We start from the raw sequence: 13,535 nt of genomic DNA on the forward strand, positions 1-13,535 counted from the left end.
CTCACACCTTCCACACGCCGACCGGCATCTTGATCGTGGCGTTGAGCCGGTTCCAGACGTTGATCGTCGCGATCGAAAGGATCAGGGTTGCGAGCTCGCGCTCGTCGAAATGCTTGGCGGCCTCGTTCCAGACCGCATCCGGCACCGGGTCTTCGCGATCGGCAACGCGCGTGACGGCTTCGGTCAGTGCCAGCGCGGCGCGCTCGGCGTCGGTGAAATACGGAGCATCGCGCCAGGCGGACACGGCGAACAGCCGCTCGTCGGTCTCACCAGCCTTGCGGGCGATCTTCGGATGCATGTCGACGCAGACGCTGCAACCATTGATCTGGCTGGCGCGCAGGTGCACCAGTTCCAGGAGCTTCTCCGGCAGGCCCTGCTTGGTCAGATTGCCGAGGGATTGAAGGTGGTTCATGGCCTCGGGCAGGACCATGACCGGGTGATTCATGCGGGCGTGCATCATCTTGCGTCTCCGTTTGAAAATTTCGACGGTTCCGGTCACATCGGCCGGATTGGCTTCGTCAAGGGCATGACGGATCGCGACGAGGGAATGTGACCGATGAGCCAAAAAAGCTTCGAAGAAAATTTTCTCAGCCAACAGTTCGAGGCCAGCCGCGACCATTTGCGCGCCGTCGCCTACCGGATGCTGGGTTCCGGCGCTGAGGTCGACGATGCCGTGCAGGAGGCCTGGCTGCGGGTCAGCCGCTACGACATGTCCGATATCGCGAATTTGCGGGGCTGGCTGACGACTGTGGTCGCGCGCATTTGCCTCGACATGCTGCGCGCACGGAAGTCGCGCAAGGAAGATCCGATGGGCCCGCACGTGGCCGAGCCGGTCGACGAGACGTGGGAGCGCGAGGCGGAGATGGCCGATTCCGTCGGCGCGGCGCTGCTGGTCGTGCTGGAGACCTTGCAGCCGGCGGAGCGGCTTGCCTTCGTGCTGCACGACATGTTCGCCGTCCCCTTCGAGGAGATCGCGCCGATCGTCGGCCGTTCGGTCGATGCCTCGCGCCAGCTCGCGAGCCGCGCGCGGCGGCGGGTGCAGGGCGCGCCGGTGCCGGAGACGGACCTGTCGCACCAGCGCAAGATCGTCGATGCTTTCCTCAGGGCTTCGCGCGAAGGCAATTTCGAGGGACTGCTGGCCATGCTCGATCCCGACGTCGTATTCCGTGCCGACGACGCCGCAGTGCGGCTCGGCACGCTGCCGGAGATCCGCGGTGCCGATGCGGTGGCGCAGCTCTACAAGGGCCGTGCCCAGGCTGCGCGGACTGCGCTGGTCGACGGCGAGATCGGCGTCGCCGTCATCCTCGGCGGACAGCTGCGCATCGCGCTGCGCGTGACGTTCAACGGCGAGCGGATCGCCGGGATCGAGGCCATGGCCGATGCGGAGCGGATTGCCGCGCTCGAGGTTGAGGTGCTGGAGCGCTAGCGAAACATGGCATCCGGACGGCCCGGATGCTACGCTCACGTCCAATCGCGCGGTGACGCCGCTCAAGACGCGAAAGGACATTCCGATGAAGATCCACCTCATTCCCCTGCTCGCTGTGCTCGGCCTCGCTACCGGCAGCACCACGGCGTTCGCGGCCGCCGACGAGAAGCTGAAGGCCGCGGCCGAGCAGGAAAAGGCGCCGCTGATCGAGACGCTGCGCGACATGGTGATGATCGAGAGCGGCAGCGGCGATGCCGAAGGCCTGAAGAAGATGGCCGACTTCACCGAAGCGCGCCTGAAGGCGCTCGGCGCCACCACCGAGCGGCGCAAGACCACGGCGGGCACGGGCGCCGACATGGTGATCGCGACGTTCCAGGGCTCGGGCACGCGCAAGCTGATGCTGATCGCGCATATGGACACGGTCTACCAGCGCGGCATCCTCGCAAGCGAGCCCTACCGTGTCGACGGCAACCGCATCTATGGCCCCGGGATCGCCGACGACAAGGGCGGCATCGCCGTGGTGCTGCATGCGCTCAAGATCCTGAAGGACGCGGGCTGGCAGGACTATGCCAGGCTCACCGTCTCGTTCAATCCGGACGAGGAAGTCGGGTCGATCGGGTCGGGCGAGATCATCGCGGATCTCGCCGACCAGCACGACGTCGTGCTGTCCTGCGAGCCGACGGCGGCCTCGCCTCCGGCAAAGAATGACTCGCTGCTGCTGGGCGCGAGCGGCACCGCGACCGGAAAGATGGAGGTGACGGGCCGCGCCTCGCATGCCGGCGCCGCGCCCGACCTCGGCCGCAATGCGCTGATCGAGCTCGCGCATCAATTGCAGCAGACCAGGGACGTGGCGAAGTCGATCCCGGGCACGCAGCTCAACTGGACCACGGCGCAGGCGGGCACGGTGCGCAACCAGATCCCGGAGAAGGCCGAGGCCGGGGCCGACATCCGCCTCACCATTCCCGACGGCATCGCCAAATTGCAGGCGGCGCTGGACGCGAAGGTGAAGGAGAAGCTGGTCGCCGACACCGAAACCAAGGTGACGATCATTCCGGGACGCCCACCCTTCGTCGCCAGCGATCGCGGCCGCGCGCTGGCCGAGGTGGGACAGGCGATCTATGCCGAGATCGACCGCAAGCTGGACATCGTCGAGATGACCGGCGGTGCGACTGATGCAGGCTACGCCAACCGCAGCGGCAAGGCGGTCGTGGTCGAGAGCTTTGGCCTCGCCGGCTTCGGCTATCACGCCCGCGACGAGTTCATCGACACCAACTCGATCGTGCCGCGGCTCTATCTGATGAGCCGGATGCTGATCGAGCAGGGCAAGAAGAAATAGGGCGGCATCGTTTTTCTCGAAAAACAACCCCATGCACAGTAGACGACAGCAGCAATATCAATAGCTTAGACGCCTCGAAAATGGCAAGCGGACCCATCCTCGGGTACCGCTTGACGCCCTCCGCGGACCGCTGTAGCTTCGAATACGGAATTCCGTATTCCCAATAGTCTCGGAGCTGCCGGCGTGATCCCTCTCGACCCGCTCCCGAACCTGATCGACCAGGTCTATGCGCGGATCCTGGAGGCGATCTCCGACCGCACGCTTCAGCCCGGCCAGCGCATCCGCCAGAACGAGCTCGCCGACAAGCTCGGCGTCTCGCGCCAGCCGGTGTCGCATGCGCTGCATCTGTTGCACCGGCAGGGCCTCGTCGCCGAGAGCGGCCGGCGCGGCTTTGAAGTCACCCAGCTCGACCCCTCGCGCATCCGCCAGCTCTACGAGGTGCGCGGCGCCATCGACGCGCTGGCCGCCCGGCTCGCAGCCCAGCGCGCCGCCAGCGACGCCGCGGGACGCGCGCGGCTGGACGCAGCACTTGCCGCCGGACGCCGGATCGACCGCAAGACGTCGCTCGCCGAGCTCATCGTGCTCGACGTCGATTTTCACCGCGCGATCTATCAGCTCGCGGGCAATCCCGTGATCGAGGAGACGATCGCGCCGCAATGGCCGCATATGCGGCGCTCGATGGCGACGGTGCTGTCCGAGCTCGATTACCGCGGCAGTGCATGGGCGGAGCACGCAGATATTGCGAAGCACATTCTCGCAGGCGACGCCAATGCCGCCGAGCGCGCGGCGCTGGCGCATGCGCAGACGGCGGGACGCATGACCGAGGAGAGATTGAGGGCGACGGACGAGGCGGCGGCGTAGTCGCAAACGCCGTCATTCCGGGGCGATGCGCAGCATCGAGCTTTGATGCGCAATTGCGCATCAGAGAATCCATTAGGCGGCAAAGACTGCGGAGAAATGGATTCCGGGTTCACGCTTCGCGTGCCCCGGAATGACGAAAAAAACAACACAAGGAGGACGACCCATGAAACTGTCGCAGGAGCAATTGGAGTTCTTCCACCGCGAGGGCTGGCTGTTCCTGCCCGAGCTGTTCAGCCAGGAGGAGGTCGACTTTCTCGCGCGCGAGGCGGTCGGCATCTATGACGCCGACCGGCCCGAGGTCTGGCGCGAGAAGAGCGGCGCACCGCGCACGGCGTTTGCCGCGCATCTCTACAACGACGCCTTCCGCGTGCTCGGCGCGCATCCGCGCATGATCGAGCCGGTCGAGCAATTGTTCGGCGAGCCTGTTTACATGCACCAGTTCAAGATCAACGCGAAATCGGCCTTCACCGGCGACGTCTGGCAATGGCACCAGGATTACGGCACGTGGAAGCGCGACGACGGCATGCCGGAGCCGCGCGCGATGAACATCGCGATCTTCCTCGACGAGGTGATGCCGATCAACGGCCCCCTGATGCTGGTGCCGCGCAGCCAGAACGCCGGCGATCTCCAGGCCTCGCATGACCTCTCGACGACATCCTACCCGCTGTGGACGCTGGACGAGGAGACCGTGACGCGGCTGGTCAAGCAGGGCGGCATCGTGGCGCCGACCGGCCAACCGGGCGGCATGCTGATGTTCCACGGCAATCTCGTGCACGGCTCCAGCGGCAACATCACGCCCTATCCGCGCAAGATCGTGTACCTGACGCTGAATGCGGTCTCGAACTACATCCGAAAGCCGACGCGGCCGGAATACATCGCGCATCGCGATTTCGCGCCGATCAAGACGGTGGACGACGACGCTTTGGTGCGGCTTGCACGAGCACCGCGACAGGCGGCGGAGTAACAGGTCTCGTGCCCCGGACGCAGCGCAGCGTCCCTTCGACGATGCGCTGCAGAGCCGGGACACGATCATTGCTCAGGATACATTCCCATGAACCTCCTCCGCCTCCTCCAGGCCCGCGCGTCCGCCGGCAAGCCTGTCCGCGTCGCGCTGATCGGCGCCGGCAAATTCGGCTCGATGTTTCTGGCGCAGGTGCCGCACACGCCGGGGCTGGAGGTGCCCATCATCGTCGACATCGATCGCGACCGCGCGCGCGAGGCCTGCCGCACCGTCGGCTGGGACGCAGAGCGGATCGCCGCGACCGTGTTCACCGATGACGGCGCGCGCGCCATCGCCGGCGGCGCGATGGATGTGGTGGTGGAAGCGACCGGCAATCCCGCCGTCGGCATCCGCCACGCCCGCGCGGCGATCGCGGCGGGCAAGCACATCGTGATGGTGAATGTCGAAGCGGATGTGCTGGCAGGCCCCCTGCTTGCCGAGGAAGCGCGCAAAGCCGGCGTGGTCTATTCGCTCGCCTATGGCGACCAGCCGGCACTGACGGCGGAGATGGTCGACTGGGCCCGCGCGACCGGCTTTCGCGTCGTCGCCGCCGGCAAGGGCACGAAATATCTACCGGCCTATCACGACGTGACGCCCGATGGCGTCTGGCAGCATTACGGCCTGACCGCGGGCGAAGCGCAATCGGCCGGCATGAACCCGCAGATGTTCAACTCCTTCCTCGACGGCACCAAATCGGCCATCGAGATGGCCGCGATCGCCAACGCCTGCGGGCTCGACGTGCCCGCGGGCGGCTTGCTGTTTCCGCCCTGCGGCGTCGACGACCTGCCGCACATCATGCGTCCCCGCGACAAGGGCGGCGTGCTGGAACGATCAGGCGTCGTCGAAGTCGTCTCCTCGCTCGAACGCGATGGCCGCCCGGTGTTTCGCGACCTGCGCTGGGGCGTCTATGTCGTGCTGGAGGCGCCGAACGACTATGCCGCGGACTGCTTCAAGCAGTACGGCCTCAAGACCGACGCGAGCGGACGCTTTGCAGCGATGTACAAGCCCTATCATCTGATCGGGCTCGAGCTGAACATCTCCGTGCTCTCGGCCGCGCTGCGCAATGAGCCGACCGGCCAGCCCTACGGCTTCCGCGGTGATGTGGCCGCCGTGGCCAAGCGCGATTTGCGGGCCGGCGAAATGCTGGACGGCGAAGGCGGTTACACCGTGTGGGGCAAGCTGGTGCCGGCAGCCGCGAGCCTGAAGGCGGGCGCCCTGCCGATCGGCCTCGCGCATCGCCTCAAGCTGAAGCACGACGTCGCCCATGGCGCGATCGTGCGCTGGAGCGACGTCGAGTTCGACGCCAATAACGAGACGATCAAGACGAGGAAGGCGATGGAGGCGGCGTTCGCGAAGGAGGGGTAGGTGTACCCGGACTCAGGGTTGATGACCTAACCTCACAATCATCTTCGGGTGACGTTCACTCAAGGCCTTTAACGCGAGCAAACTCTTCCGTTCGCTTTCCCGGTTGTCCGTGTAAGTCCCAGGCTCGACGTCATTCTCCCAACCCCAACGCGTGTGGGCAGTGTCGCCCGTCAGAAGCACAGGACCTGTTGGCGTGCGGGCGAGATAGGAGACATGGCCCGGAGTATGTCCCGGGGTCTGGATCGCAAACAATGAACCATCACCGAAGACGTCGATAACCCCTTCGAATTTCCTATCTGGATCTTTCGAGAACTGGAACTCCCGAAGTGGGGGCCTTCCTTCAAGGAGGCTGTCTTCCGTCCCCTGAACGACCATATGCAGGAAGCTCGAATACTCAGGCTCACCAGGGCCCGTGTAAATCGGCACGTCCTTTGGAACGTCCGGCATCCCGGAGATATGGTCGAGATGGAGATGGGTCATGAACACCCCCTTCAGAGGAACGCCTTCCGATTTGATGACGGACGACGTGTCCTGCCGGACCTGCATCCTTTGGATCTTTGCAAATTTTCTCAGCACCCATCCGACCCCTGAGCTCGCGGGATCCTCCACCAGCCGCTTTGAAACCCCAGTGTCGACCAGGAAAAATCCCTGTGTCGGATGCCGCACGACATGCGCATAGACCTTGATCGGCTCCTCGTGATCCCTAAGGCCGGCCTGGACGGCTTTCGGATCGTTCAAATTGAGCAGCCCCGAAAGATCGGCGATCCAATCCGCGCCGACGACCGTCTTGAGCTCAATCGGTCCCGGCTGATCGATCAAGGCTTCCATGGCCACCGAGCTGATCGGCTTGCCGAGATTTGCAGGCGCCGCAGGATGCGAGGTCTGTGTGCACGCGGAAAGCGCGGCGATGGTCAGAGCACCCGCGAAAACGCGACCTGAATTACGGAGCATGATTGTTTTCCTCATTTCTGCGGCCGCTTTTGCCCTGTACAGGCAGAATAGCAATCGCCTAAATTCCTATGTCGCCATCCATTAATGGATAGCGCGGCAGATGAGCTGAGGACTGACAAGTGGGATTACTATGGGACGACCTCCGGATTTTTCTCGCCGTTTGCGAGGCCGGAAGCCTGAGCGGCGCGGCACGACGCCTCAAGGTGAGCCAACCCACTTTGAGCCGGCGGATTGCAGAGATGGAGTATGAGCTCGGCGAGCCGCTTTTCGTCCGCAAGAATCAGGGCATCAGCTTGACAAAGGCCGGAACAAGACTGCTTCCCGCAGCCCAAGGTATGGCGCAGTGGGCGACGGAAGCTACTCGCTCACTCGATGCAAAGAATTCGCCGGTGAGCGGCCGCGTGCGCATCACGGCGGCACCATCGTTCGCGTTTGATTTCCTGGCGCCGATCGCGGAAAAGCTCAAGAGAAAGCATCCACAGATCACTCTCGAGGTTCTGGCCAGCACGGAGCGCTTAAATCTCTCGCGCGGCGAGGCGGACATCGCACTAAGGAGATATCCCTCCGATGACCCTGATCTGATCACAGTCGATGAAGTTGTCGTGCCGATCGGCCTGTACGCGGGCAGGGACTACGCGCGGCGGCTACCCGCGAGATACGATTTCCGCGACCTCGACTGGATCGTATGGGCAGGAGAGCGCGAAATGTTGAGCCCAAATCCGGAGCTCGCGGCCAGAATCCCGGACTTTCGACCTGCTTTCACGTCCGACGATTACAGCGTGCAGGTCGCGGCCTGCCAGGCGGGTGTCGGCGCGATGATCCTTCTGAAGACGTCCCATCGGCTCAAGCGGCCGGGTGAACTCGTGGAGCTCAAGCTTGAGCTCCCGGCTTCGCTCCGTGCAGAACTCGCGATCGTCTGCCACAAGCGCATGGCGGATCTGCCCAAGGTCAGAACCGTCCTGGACGTGCTCAGGCAAGAGTTCGCTGATCTGAGGAAAAGCCAGAGCGCGAAGAGGCCCCGAACACGGACGACAACAGTCCCATGACGTTATGCGGCAAGCGGCGGGCGATTTCTTCGCAAAGCCCCGCCGGATTCAGTCTGGCCGTGGCGCATGCTGTAATCGGCATACTGGAAGGACAGGCCGACGAAGTCGGCGAGAGCGTGCTCCGCCACGTCCGCTCAGGGTCATTGGCCGAAGTCCCAATCGGCCGACCGTGAGCCTCACCAACTACTCGGTGCCCCGAAGTGGTGGGGGTTGACCAAAGAAGCCCACAATGCGGCATATGCGACCATCGACATCGAACTCGCCGAAATCACGACCTTCGACGGTAACTTGCCCATCGGCCCCGATCATCTTCCACAAGAATTGAAATTTGCCGTGGTGATGATCGACGCCACTGGCGAAGGCGATCGTCGTGCCCGGCAAACGTTTATGGAAGTCCGCGATATGCCGGATCAGCGCTTCTCGACCCACTACGTTCGCAGTTGGGTCCTGATAAATCCCAGTCTCGCTCCAAGCAGATTGCAAGAGGCGACGGCGCTCCGCTTCGTCGACTTCCAGCCAAGCAGCTCCGTAAGCGCGAACCGTCTCGTCCACATTGGCCATGCGGTATCTCCCTCAGTCATTACATCCCGGTGGAGGTCATCGCGCAAAGAGCCAATGTGCCACTCTATCGCGTCACAAACAAACTAATTTCCTGGACGACTGAATCATCGGTCGCGTCTGCTACGGGTCAGGAGCACCCGTCAACGCAATCATCGTACAACGTCCGGTTTCACGCAGACAGCCGACATGGCGGCGGCCCTTTCGTTGTTCAGCTTAGGGCCAAGGGCGGACAAGACGACCCGAGTCGCGGCCGTAATTCGATGACCCTCGTTGCTTACATTTTTCTGAACGTCAGCTATTCTTGCTCGTCAGGGGTAAAGGAGGCAAGGGAGGGCGGAAAATTGCGCTATCTCTTTGAGGAATACACATTTGACACCAGCCGGCGCGAGTTGCGTCGGGGGATGGAGTTGGTATCTGTCGCGCCGCAAGTATTTGACTTGCTCGAATTGCTGATCTGCGCGCGCGAGCGAGTCGTTAGCAAAGACGAGCTCGTCGCTACCGTTTGGAAAGGGCGCATCGTTTCGGATGCGGCGCTGACGACCCGGCTAAATGCTGCGCGGAGCGCTGTTGGCGATACGGGCCAGAAGCAACGGCTGATTAAGACGCTGCAGCGCAAGGGCTTTCGCTTCATTGGCGCTGTGCGGGAAACACCCACCGGTGAATTGACTAGTTCAGCGACGCAAACGTCGCCGCCGCACCTTTCAATTATTGTGTTGCCTTTCGCTAATCTCAGCGGTGATCCGGAACAAGATTACTTCGTTGACGGTATTACCGAAAGCCTGACCACAGACCTGTCGCGTATCAGGCGGTCGTTCGTCATCGGTAGGCACACTGCATTCACCTACAAAGGCAAGGTTATCGATCTCAGGCAGATCGGCTTAGAGTTGAACATCCGTTATGTGGTCGAAGGATCGGTTCAGCGTAGCGGCGACCGACTACGGGTGAACGTTCAGCTCGTAAATGCCGAAAATAGCTCACATCTTTGGTCGGATCGTTTCGACAAGTCCGTTGCCGACTTGTTGGATATGCAGGACGAGATTGTATCGAGACTCGCGAATGCGCTGAACGCGCAACTCATTGAGGCTGAGGCGCAGAGGGCCGAAAACGCTCCGCATCCGGATTCAATGGATCTGTATCTTCAAGGCCGCTATTGGTGGAACAAGGGACTTACGTCTGAATATCTGCGGCTGGCTCGTCATTTTTTTGAACGTGCATTGTCGATTGATCCAGGAAATGTCGATGCGATGGTGTGGATGGCGACGGTCGACACGGTAACTGCTTGCGCCTTGTTGACCGACGCTTACCATCAACTCTTTGTTGCGGCAGAGACCACATTGCTGAAAGCGCTGTCTCTTGCGCCGAATCATTCTTGGGCTCACGTAAATTTGGGGACTGTGCTCGTCTATACGAATCGCGTGGCCGAAGGCGTGGCCGAGTGCGAGCGAGCGTTGGCGTTAGATCGCAATTTGGCTATAGCGCACGGAGTCATGGGTATCGCAAAGCTGTTCAGTGGTGGTGGCGCAGACACGGAGGGCCACATCAATCAGGCGCTACGTCTATCCCCTCACGATATCTTCGCTTTTGCCTGGATGGGCGACGTAGGCTTCTCCAAAATACAGCTCGGAGCAGAAGCTGAGGCCGTCACTTGGTTTCGTCGCGGGCTCGAAACGAATCGAAATTATGCTTTTGCACATTTTGGACTGGCTGCCGCGCTCGCGCTTCTTGGCAATTTGCCCGAGGCGCAAGCTGCCGCGAAAGCTGGACTTGCACTTGATCCCACGTTCTCTATTCGTCGTTTTAAGAATTTTTCGGTAAGCGATAATCCGGTGTTCCTGGCTGGCGCCAAGCGCACCATAAAAGGGCTGTATATAGCCGGCGTGCCGAAGGAGTGATGTCGCAGTTGGGTCAGAAGGCGAAATCCCGGTGCCTGTGGCGCGGTCCCGTGTTGCCTCGGAAAGCAGACATCGATTCTATTGAGAACCCGGCGCACTTCTCCTGCAAGCGGAGGGGAAGCGCCTTGCCTTCGCAGCAACGATCTAGGGCAGCAGCCGCTCGTCCTTCGCCTGCCGAAACCACTTCCGGAACATGTCCTCGGTGTCCATCATCTCGGTGAAGCCGGCGCGGTTGATCTTGACGGTCGAGACGATCGAGGGCGGACCGGATTCAGTCTGGCCGTAGCGCATGCTGTAATCGGCGTACTGGAAGGACAGACCGACGAAGTCGGCGAGAGCGGGCGAGACGAGGTTATGCTCGCGCCTGAGTGCGTCCCACGGGCCGACCCAGTTCGAAGATTCCTTCGCCAGCGATAGCGGGACCGGTTTTCCGGGCTTCATCTCCAGCGCGTCCGCGACCGCAGGCCAGATGTTTTCCCAGGTGAAGACGTCGCCGTTGGTGACGTTGAAAGCTTCGTTCTGTGCGGCCTTGGCCTCGCCCGACCAGGCGATCGCGCGGGCGAGGAGATCGACGTCGACGGCCTGCGCCACCCGCGCGGCGCCGCCGGGAAAGTCGAGCGGCCTGCCCTGCTCGCGCAGCATCGCGGCGTAGACGCCGAGCGGCGGGATCAGGTCCATGGCGCCGCCCATGGCAAGGCCGACGATCAGGACCGGACGCAAGATGCTCCAGTGCCAGCCCTTGCCGGCCTGAAGCTCGCGCAGGAAGTTTTCCTGCGCCCAGTAGAAATTGGGCTGCTCGTACATCTCCGAGCGGCCTTCGCGGGCCGGCACGGTCAGCGGGCGGACGTGCACGCCGTAGGCCTTGGTGCCCTGCAACAGAGCGACATGCTCGAGATCCGGCGAGACCGGCTCGAGCGCGCCCATCAGATTGCGCAGCATCAGGTCGTTGGTCCTGATCTGCTGCGGGTCGCGCCAGCCGTCGACGAGTTGCGGCGCCTCGTAGAGCGCAGCGTAGATCAGATGGGTAGCGCCCTTGAGCTCGGCCGCGGCGCGGCGGCAATCGGCTTCGCTGGTGAGGTCGATCGGCACGTGGCGGGCGCCGTAGAGGTTGCGCGGCTTGCGGCGGGACAGTGCGACGATCTCGCACGGGTCCGATGTGCCGAAGTGTCGCAACGCGGCGTTGCCGACGAGACCGGTCGCGCCGGCGACCACGACCTTCTTGCCCGTCATGCGCGAGCCTCCGTTGTTGTTTGTTGTTCTTTGCCTGGAAAACTAGCAGGTCGCCGATGGTCCCGACTTGCGTCTGGCCGGTATTCGCAGCTGCGAGGGCGGCATGAGGCTTGATTATCGCAAGGCGACCGGTCATCCTTGCTGACGGAACCGCAATGATCGGAATTCCAGCAAAAAGAGCCCATCAGGGCCATTCGGAAACGCTCAAACAATCTCAACAAGAGAACGTCGATCCTCGACAAAGACAAGACGACAGCAAGATCGTTCCCTGCTCGACGCATCGACGCAATGGAAGGGATACGCATGAAACGTCGTGATTTTCTGAAGGTGACGGGCGCCAGCCTGGCGGCGAGCACTGCCGTCGCTGCACCCGCGATCGCGCAGTCGTCGCCCGAGGTCAGGTGGCGCTACGCCACCAGCTGGCCGAAGGCGCTCGATACGCTCTATGGCGGCTGCGAATATTTCTGCAAACAGGTCGCCGACATCACCGACAACAAATTCCAGATTCAGCCATTTGCAGCAGGCGAGATCGTTCCGGGATTGCAGGTGCTCGACGCCGTGTCGAACGGCACCGTCGAGATCGGCAACACCGCGCTCTACTATTATTGGGGCAAGAATCCCGCCTTCACCTTTGCGACGGCGCTCCCGTTCGGACTGAACACGCGCCAGCAGATTTCCTGGCTGCTGTGGGGCGGCGGGCAGGACCTCGTCAACGATCTCCTGAAGGAGCACAACGTCTACGGCATCCCGACCGGCTCCACCGGCGCGCAGATGGGCGGCTGGTTCAGGAAGGAGATCAAGACGGTCGACGACCTCAAGGGCCTGAAGATGCGCATCGGCGGCTTCGCCGGCACGATCCTCGCCAAGCTCGGCTGCGTGCCGCAGCAGCTCGCCGGCGGCGACATCTATCCTGCGCTGGAGAAGGGCACCATCGACGCGGCCGAGTGGGTCGGCCCCTATGACGACGAGAAGCTCGGCTTCGCCAAGGTCGCGAAGTACTATTACTATCCCGGCTGGTGGGAAGGCACGAGCCAGGGCCACAACATCATGAACATTGAGAAGTGGAACGCGCTGCCCAAGCACTACCAGGCTGCGATCGACGCGGCGTCACGCGACACCTTCACCTGGATCACCGGCAAGTACGACGCGGTGAACGCCCCGGCACTGAAGCGGCTGATCGTGAACGGCGCGATCCTCAAGGGCTTCCCGCAGGAAGTGCTCGAGGCCTGCTACAACGCGGCCAACGAGATCTATGCCGATCTCTCCAAGACCAATCCGCATTTCGGCAAGATGTATGCGAGCATGATGGCGTTCAGGAACGACTCGCTGCCCTGGACGCAGGTGGCGGAGCTGAGCTACGACGGCTTCATGGCGCGGATGCGGACCAAGACGTGAGGCGCTGAAAGCCTCACACGACTAAAGACGAAGAAGCCCCGGAGATGGCAACATCTCCGGGCTTTTGCGTCTGGGCCCTTCCCTTCTCCCCTTGTGGGAGAAGGTGGCATAGGCGGCCTTCGGCCGCCGTTCTTAAGAACGCCGATGCTTCGCATCGGCTATGGCGCCGGATGAGGGGTTTGTCTCCAATAGCAAGACCGTGCGTGAGGATAGAACCCCTCACCCGTCTCGCCGCTGCGCGGCGAGCCACCCTCTCCCACAAGGGGAGAGGGAAGCAAACCCTTCGCAACTGCGAGCGTCCCGACGACGCTTGATTATCCCATGACGACCGGTCATCCTGATTGCCGGAACCGCAACGCTCGGGATCCCCCAAGAGCCCTCAAGGGCCGTCGGACACGCTCACACCTCAACCACGAACAATTCCGGTTATCGGCAAAGCCAAGACGACACGAAGATCGTTCCCCTAGTCGAG

12 protein-coding genes are annotated in these 13,535 nt (G+C 62.6%); 8 read left to right on the forward strand and 4 right to left on the reverse strand.

The window, feature by feature from the left end:
* Position 1: 1 nt before the first annotated feature.
* On the reverse strand, positions 2–457 hold the full coding sequence (locus NLM25_RS40735) for a carboxymuconolactone decarboxylase family protein (RefSeq protein WP_254141351.1): 456 nt from the start codon (positions 455–457) through the stop codon (positions 2–4).
* Positions 458–556: 99 nt separating this feature from the next.
* Here NLM25_RS40735 and NLM25_RS40740 point away from each other — a divergent pair, with 99 nt between their 5' ends.
* The 5 genes from NLM25_RS40740 to NLM25_RS40760 all read left to right on the forward strand — a co-directional run bounded on the left by NLM25_RS40740 (position 557) and on the right by NLM25_RS40760 (position 5,988).
* Positions 557–1,426, forward strand: coding sequence for a sigma-70 family RNA polymerase sigma factor (locus tag NLM25_RS40740; RefSeq protein ID WP_254140662.1), 870 nt, complete (start codon positions 557–559; stop codon positions 1,424–1,426).
* Positions 1,427–1,511: 85 nt separating this feature from the next.
* Positions 1,512–2,762: a M20/M25/M40 family metallo-hydrolase gene (locus tag NLM25_RS40745; RefSeq protein WP_254140663.1), complete on the forward strand. Its 1,251-nt coding sequence runs from the start codon at positions 1,512–1,514 to the stop codon at positions 2,760–2,762.
* Positions 2,763–2,945: 183 nt separating this feature from the next.
* Positions 2,946–3,623 (forward strand): GntR family transcriptional regulator, encoded by a 678-nt coding sequence (locus tag NLM25_RS40750; protein ID WP_254140664.1) that lies wholly within the window; start codon positions 2,946–2,948, stop codon positions 3,621–3,623.
* A 163-nt stretch (positions 3,624–3,786) separates the two neighbouring features.
* Entirely contained in the window at positions 3,787–4,587 is an 801-nt protein-coding gene (locus NLM25_RS40755) for a phytanoyl-CoA dioxygenase family protein (protein WP_254123513.1), read from the forward strand.
* 87 nt (positions 4,588–4,674) lie between these two features.
* The gene (locus tag NLM25_RS40760) at positions 4,675–5,988 is read left to right on the forward strand and encodes an NAD(P)H-dependent oxidoreductase (protein ID WP_254140665.1); all 1,314 of its coding nucleotides are present in this window, start codon (positions 4,675–4,677) and stop codon (positions 5,986–5,988) included.
* A 12-nt stretch (positions 5,989–6,000) separates the two neighbouring features.
* On the opposite strand, the gene NLM25_RS40765 is transcribed toward NLM25_RS40760, so the two are convergent.
* Positions 6,001–6,939 carry an MBL fold metallo-hydrolase gene (locus NLM25_RS40765; RefSeq protein ID WP_254140666.1) on the reverse strand — a complete coding sequence of 313 codons (939 nt, stop codon included), beginning with the start codon at positions 6,937–6,939 and terminating at the stop codon, positions 6,001–6,003.
* Between the two features lie 119 nt (positions 6,940–7,058).
* Here NLM25_RS40765 and NLM25_RS40770 point away from each other — a divergent pair, with 119 nt between their 5' ends.
* Positions 7,059–7,985 (forward strand): LysR family transcriptional regulator, encoded by a 927-nt coding sequence (locus NLM25_RS40770; RefSeq protein ID WP_254140667.1) that lies wholly within the window; start codon positions 7,059–7,061, stop codon positions 7,983–7,985.
* 183 nt (positions 7,986–8,168) lie between these two features.
* Here NLM25_RS40770 and NLM25_RS40775 read toward each other — a convergent pair whose 3' ends face one another.
* Entirely contained in the window at positions 8,169–8,546 is a 378-nt protein-coding gene (locus tag NLM25_RS40775; RefSeq protein WP_254140668.1) for a nuclear transport factor 2 family protein, read from the reverse strand.
* A gap of 341 nt (positions 8,547–8,887) precedes the next feature.
* On the opposite strand from NLM25_RS40775, the gene NLM25_RS40780 reads away from it, so the two are divergent.
* Entirely contained in the window at positions 8,888–10,438 is a 1,551-nt protein-coding gene (locus NLM25_RS40780; protein ID WP_254141352.1) for a winged helix-turn-helix domain-containing protein, read from the forward strand.
* Between the two features lie 144 nt (positions 10,439–10,582).
* Here NLM25_RS40780 and NLM25_RS40785 read toward each other — a convergent pair whose 3' ends face one another.
* Positions 10,583–11,668, reverse strand: coding sequence for an SDR family oxidoreductase (locus NLM25_RS40785; RefSeq protein ID WP_254140669.1), 1,086 nt, complete (start codon positions 11,666–11,668; stop codon positions 10,583–10,585).
* Between the two features lie 303 nt (positions 11,669–11,971).
* Between NLM25_RS40785 and NLM25_RS40790 the strand changes: the two genes are divergently transcribed.
* Positions 11,972–13,063 (forward strand): TRAP transporter substrate-binding protein, encoded by a 1,092-nt coding sequence (locus NLM25_RS40790; protein ID WP_254140670.1) that lies wholly within the window; start codon positions 11,972–11,974, stop codon positions 13,061–13,063.
* The last annotated feature ends 472 nt before the right edge of the window (positions 13,064–13,535 follow it).

The organism is Bradyrhizobium sp. CCGB01 (assembly GCF_024199795.1).
GTDB lineage: Bacteria > Pseudomonadota > Alphaproteobacteria > Rhizobiales > Xanthobacteraceae > Bradyrhizobium.

What these genes read in the sequence shown, in the direction of transcription:
- NLM25_RS40735 (WP_254141351.1), bottom strand. Translation starts at nt 457, where the DNA reads ATGCACGCCCGCATGAATCACCCGGTCATGGTCCTGCCCGAGGCCATG.
- NLM25_RS40740 (WP_254140662.1), top strand. Translation starts at nt 557, where the DNA reads ATGAGCCAAAAAAGCTTCGAAGAAAATTTTCTCAGCCAACAGTTCGAG.
- NLM25_RS40745 (WP_254140663.1), top strand. Translation starts at nt 1,512, where the DNA reads ATGAAGATCCACCTCATTCCCCTGCTCGCTGTGCTCGGCCTCGCTACC.
- NLM25_RS40755 (WP_254123513.1), top strand. Translation starts at nt 3,787, where the DNA reads ATGAAACTGTCGCAGGAGCAATTGGAGTTCTTCCACCGCGAGGGCTGG.
- NLM25_RS40760 (WP_254140665.1), top strand. Translation starts at nt 4,675, where the DNA reads ATGAACCTCCTCCGCCTCCTCCAGGCCCGCGCGTCCGCCGGCAAGCCT.
- NLM25_RS40765 (WP_254140666.1), bottom strand. Translation starts at nt 6,939, where the DNA reads ATGCTCCGTAATTCAGGTCGCGTTTTCGCGGGTGCTCTGACCATCGCC.
- NLM25_RS40775 (WP_254140668.1), bottom strand. Translation starts at nt 8,546, where the DNA reads ATGGCCAATGTGGACGAGACGGTTCGCGCTTACGGAGCTGCTTGGCTG.
- NLM25_RS40785 (WP_254140669.1), bottom strand. Translation starts at nt 11,668, where the DNA reads ATGACGGGCAAGAAGGTCGTGGTCGCCGGCGCGACCGGTCTCGTCGGC.
- NLM25_RS40790 (WP_254140670.1), top strand. Translation starts at nt 11,972, where the DNA reads ATGAAACGTCGTGATTTTCTGAAGGTGACGGGCGCCAGCCTGGCGGCG.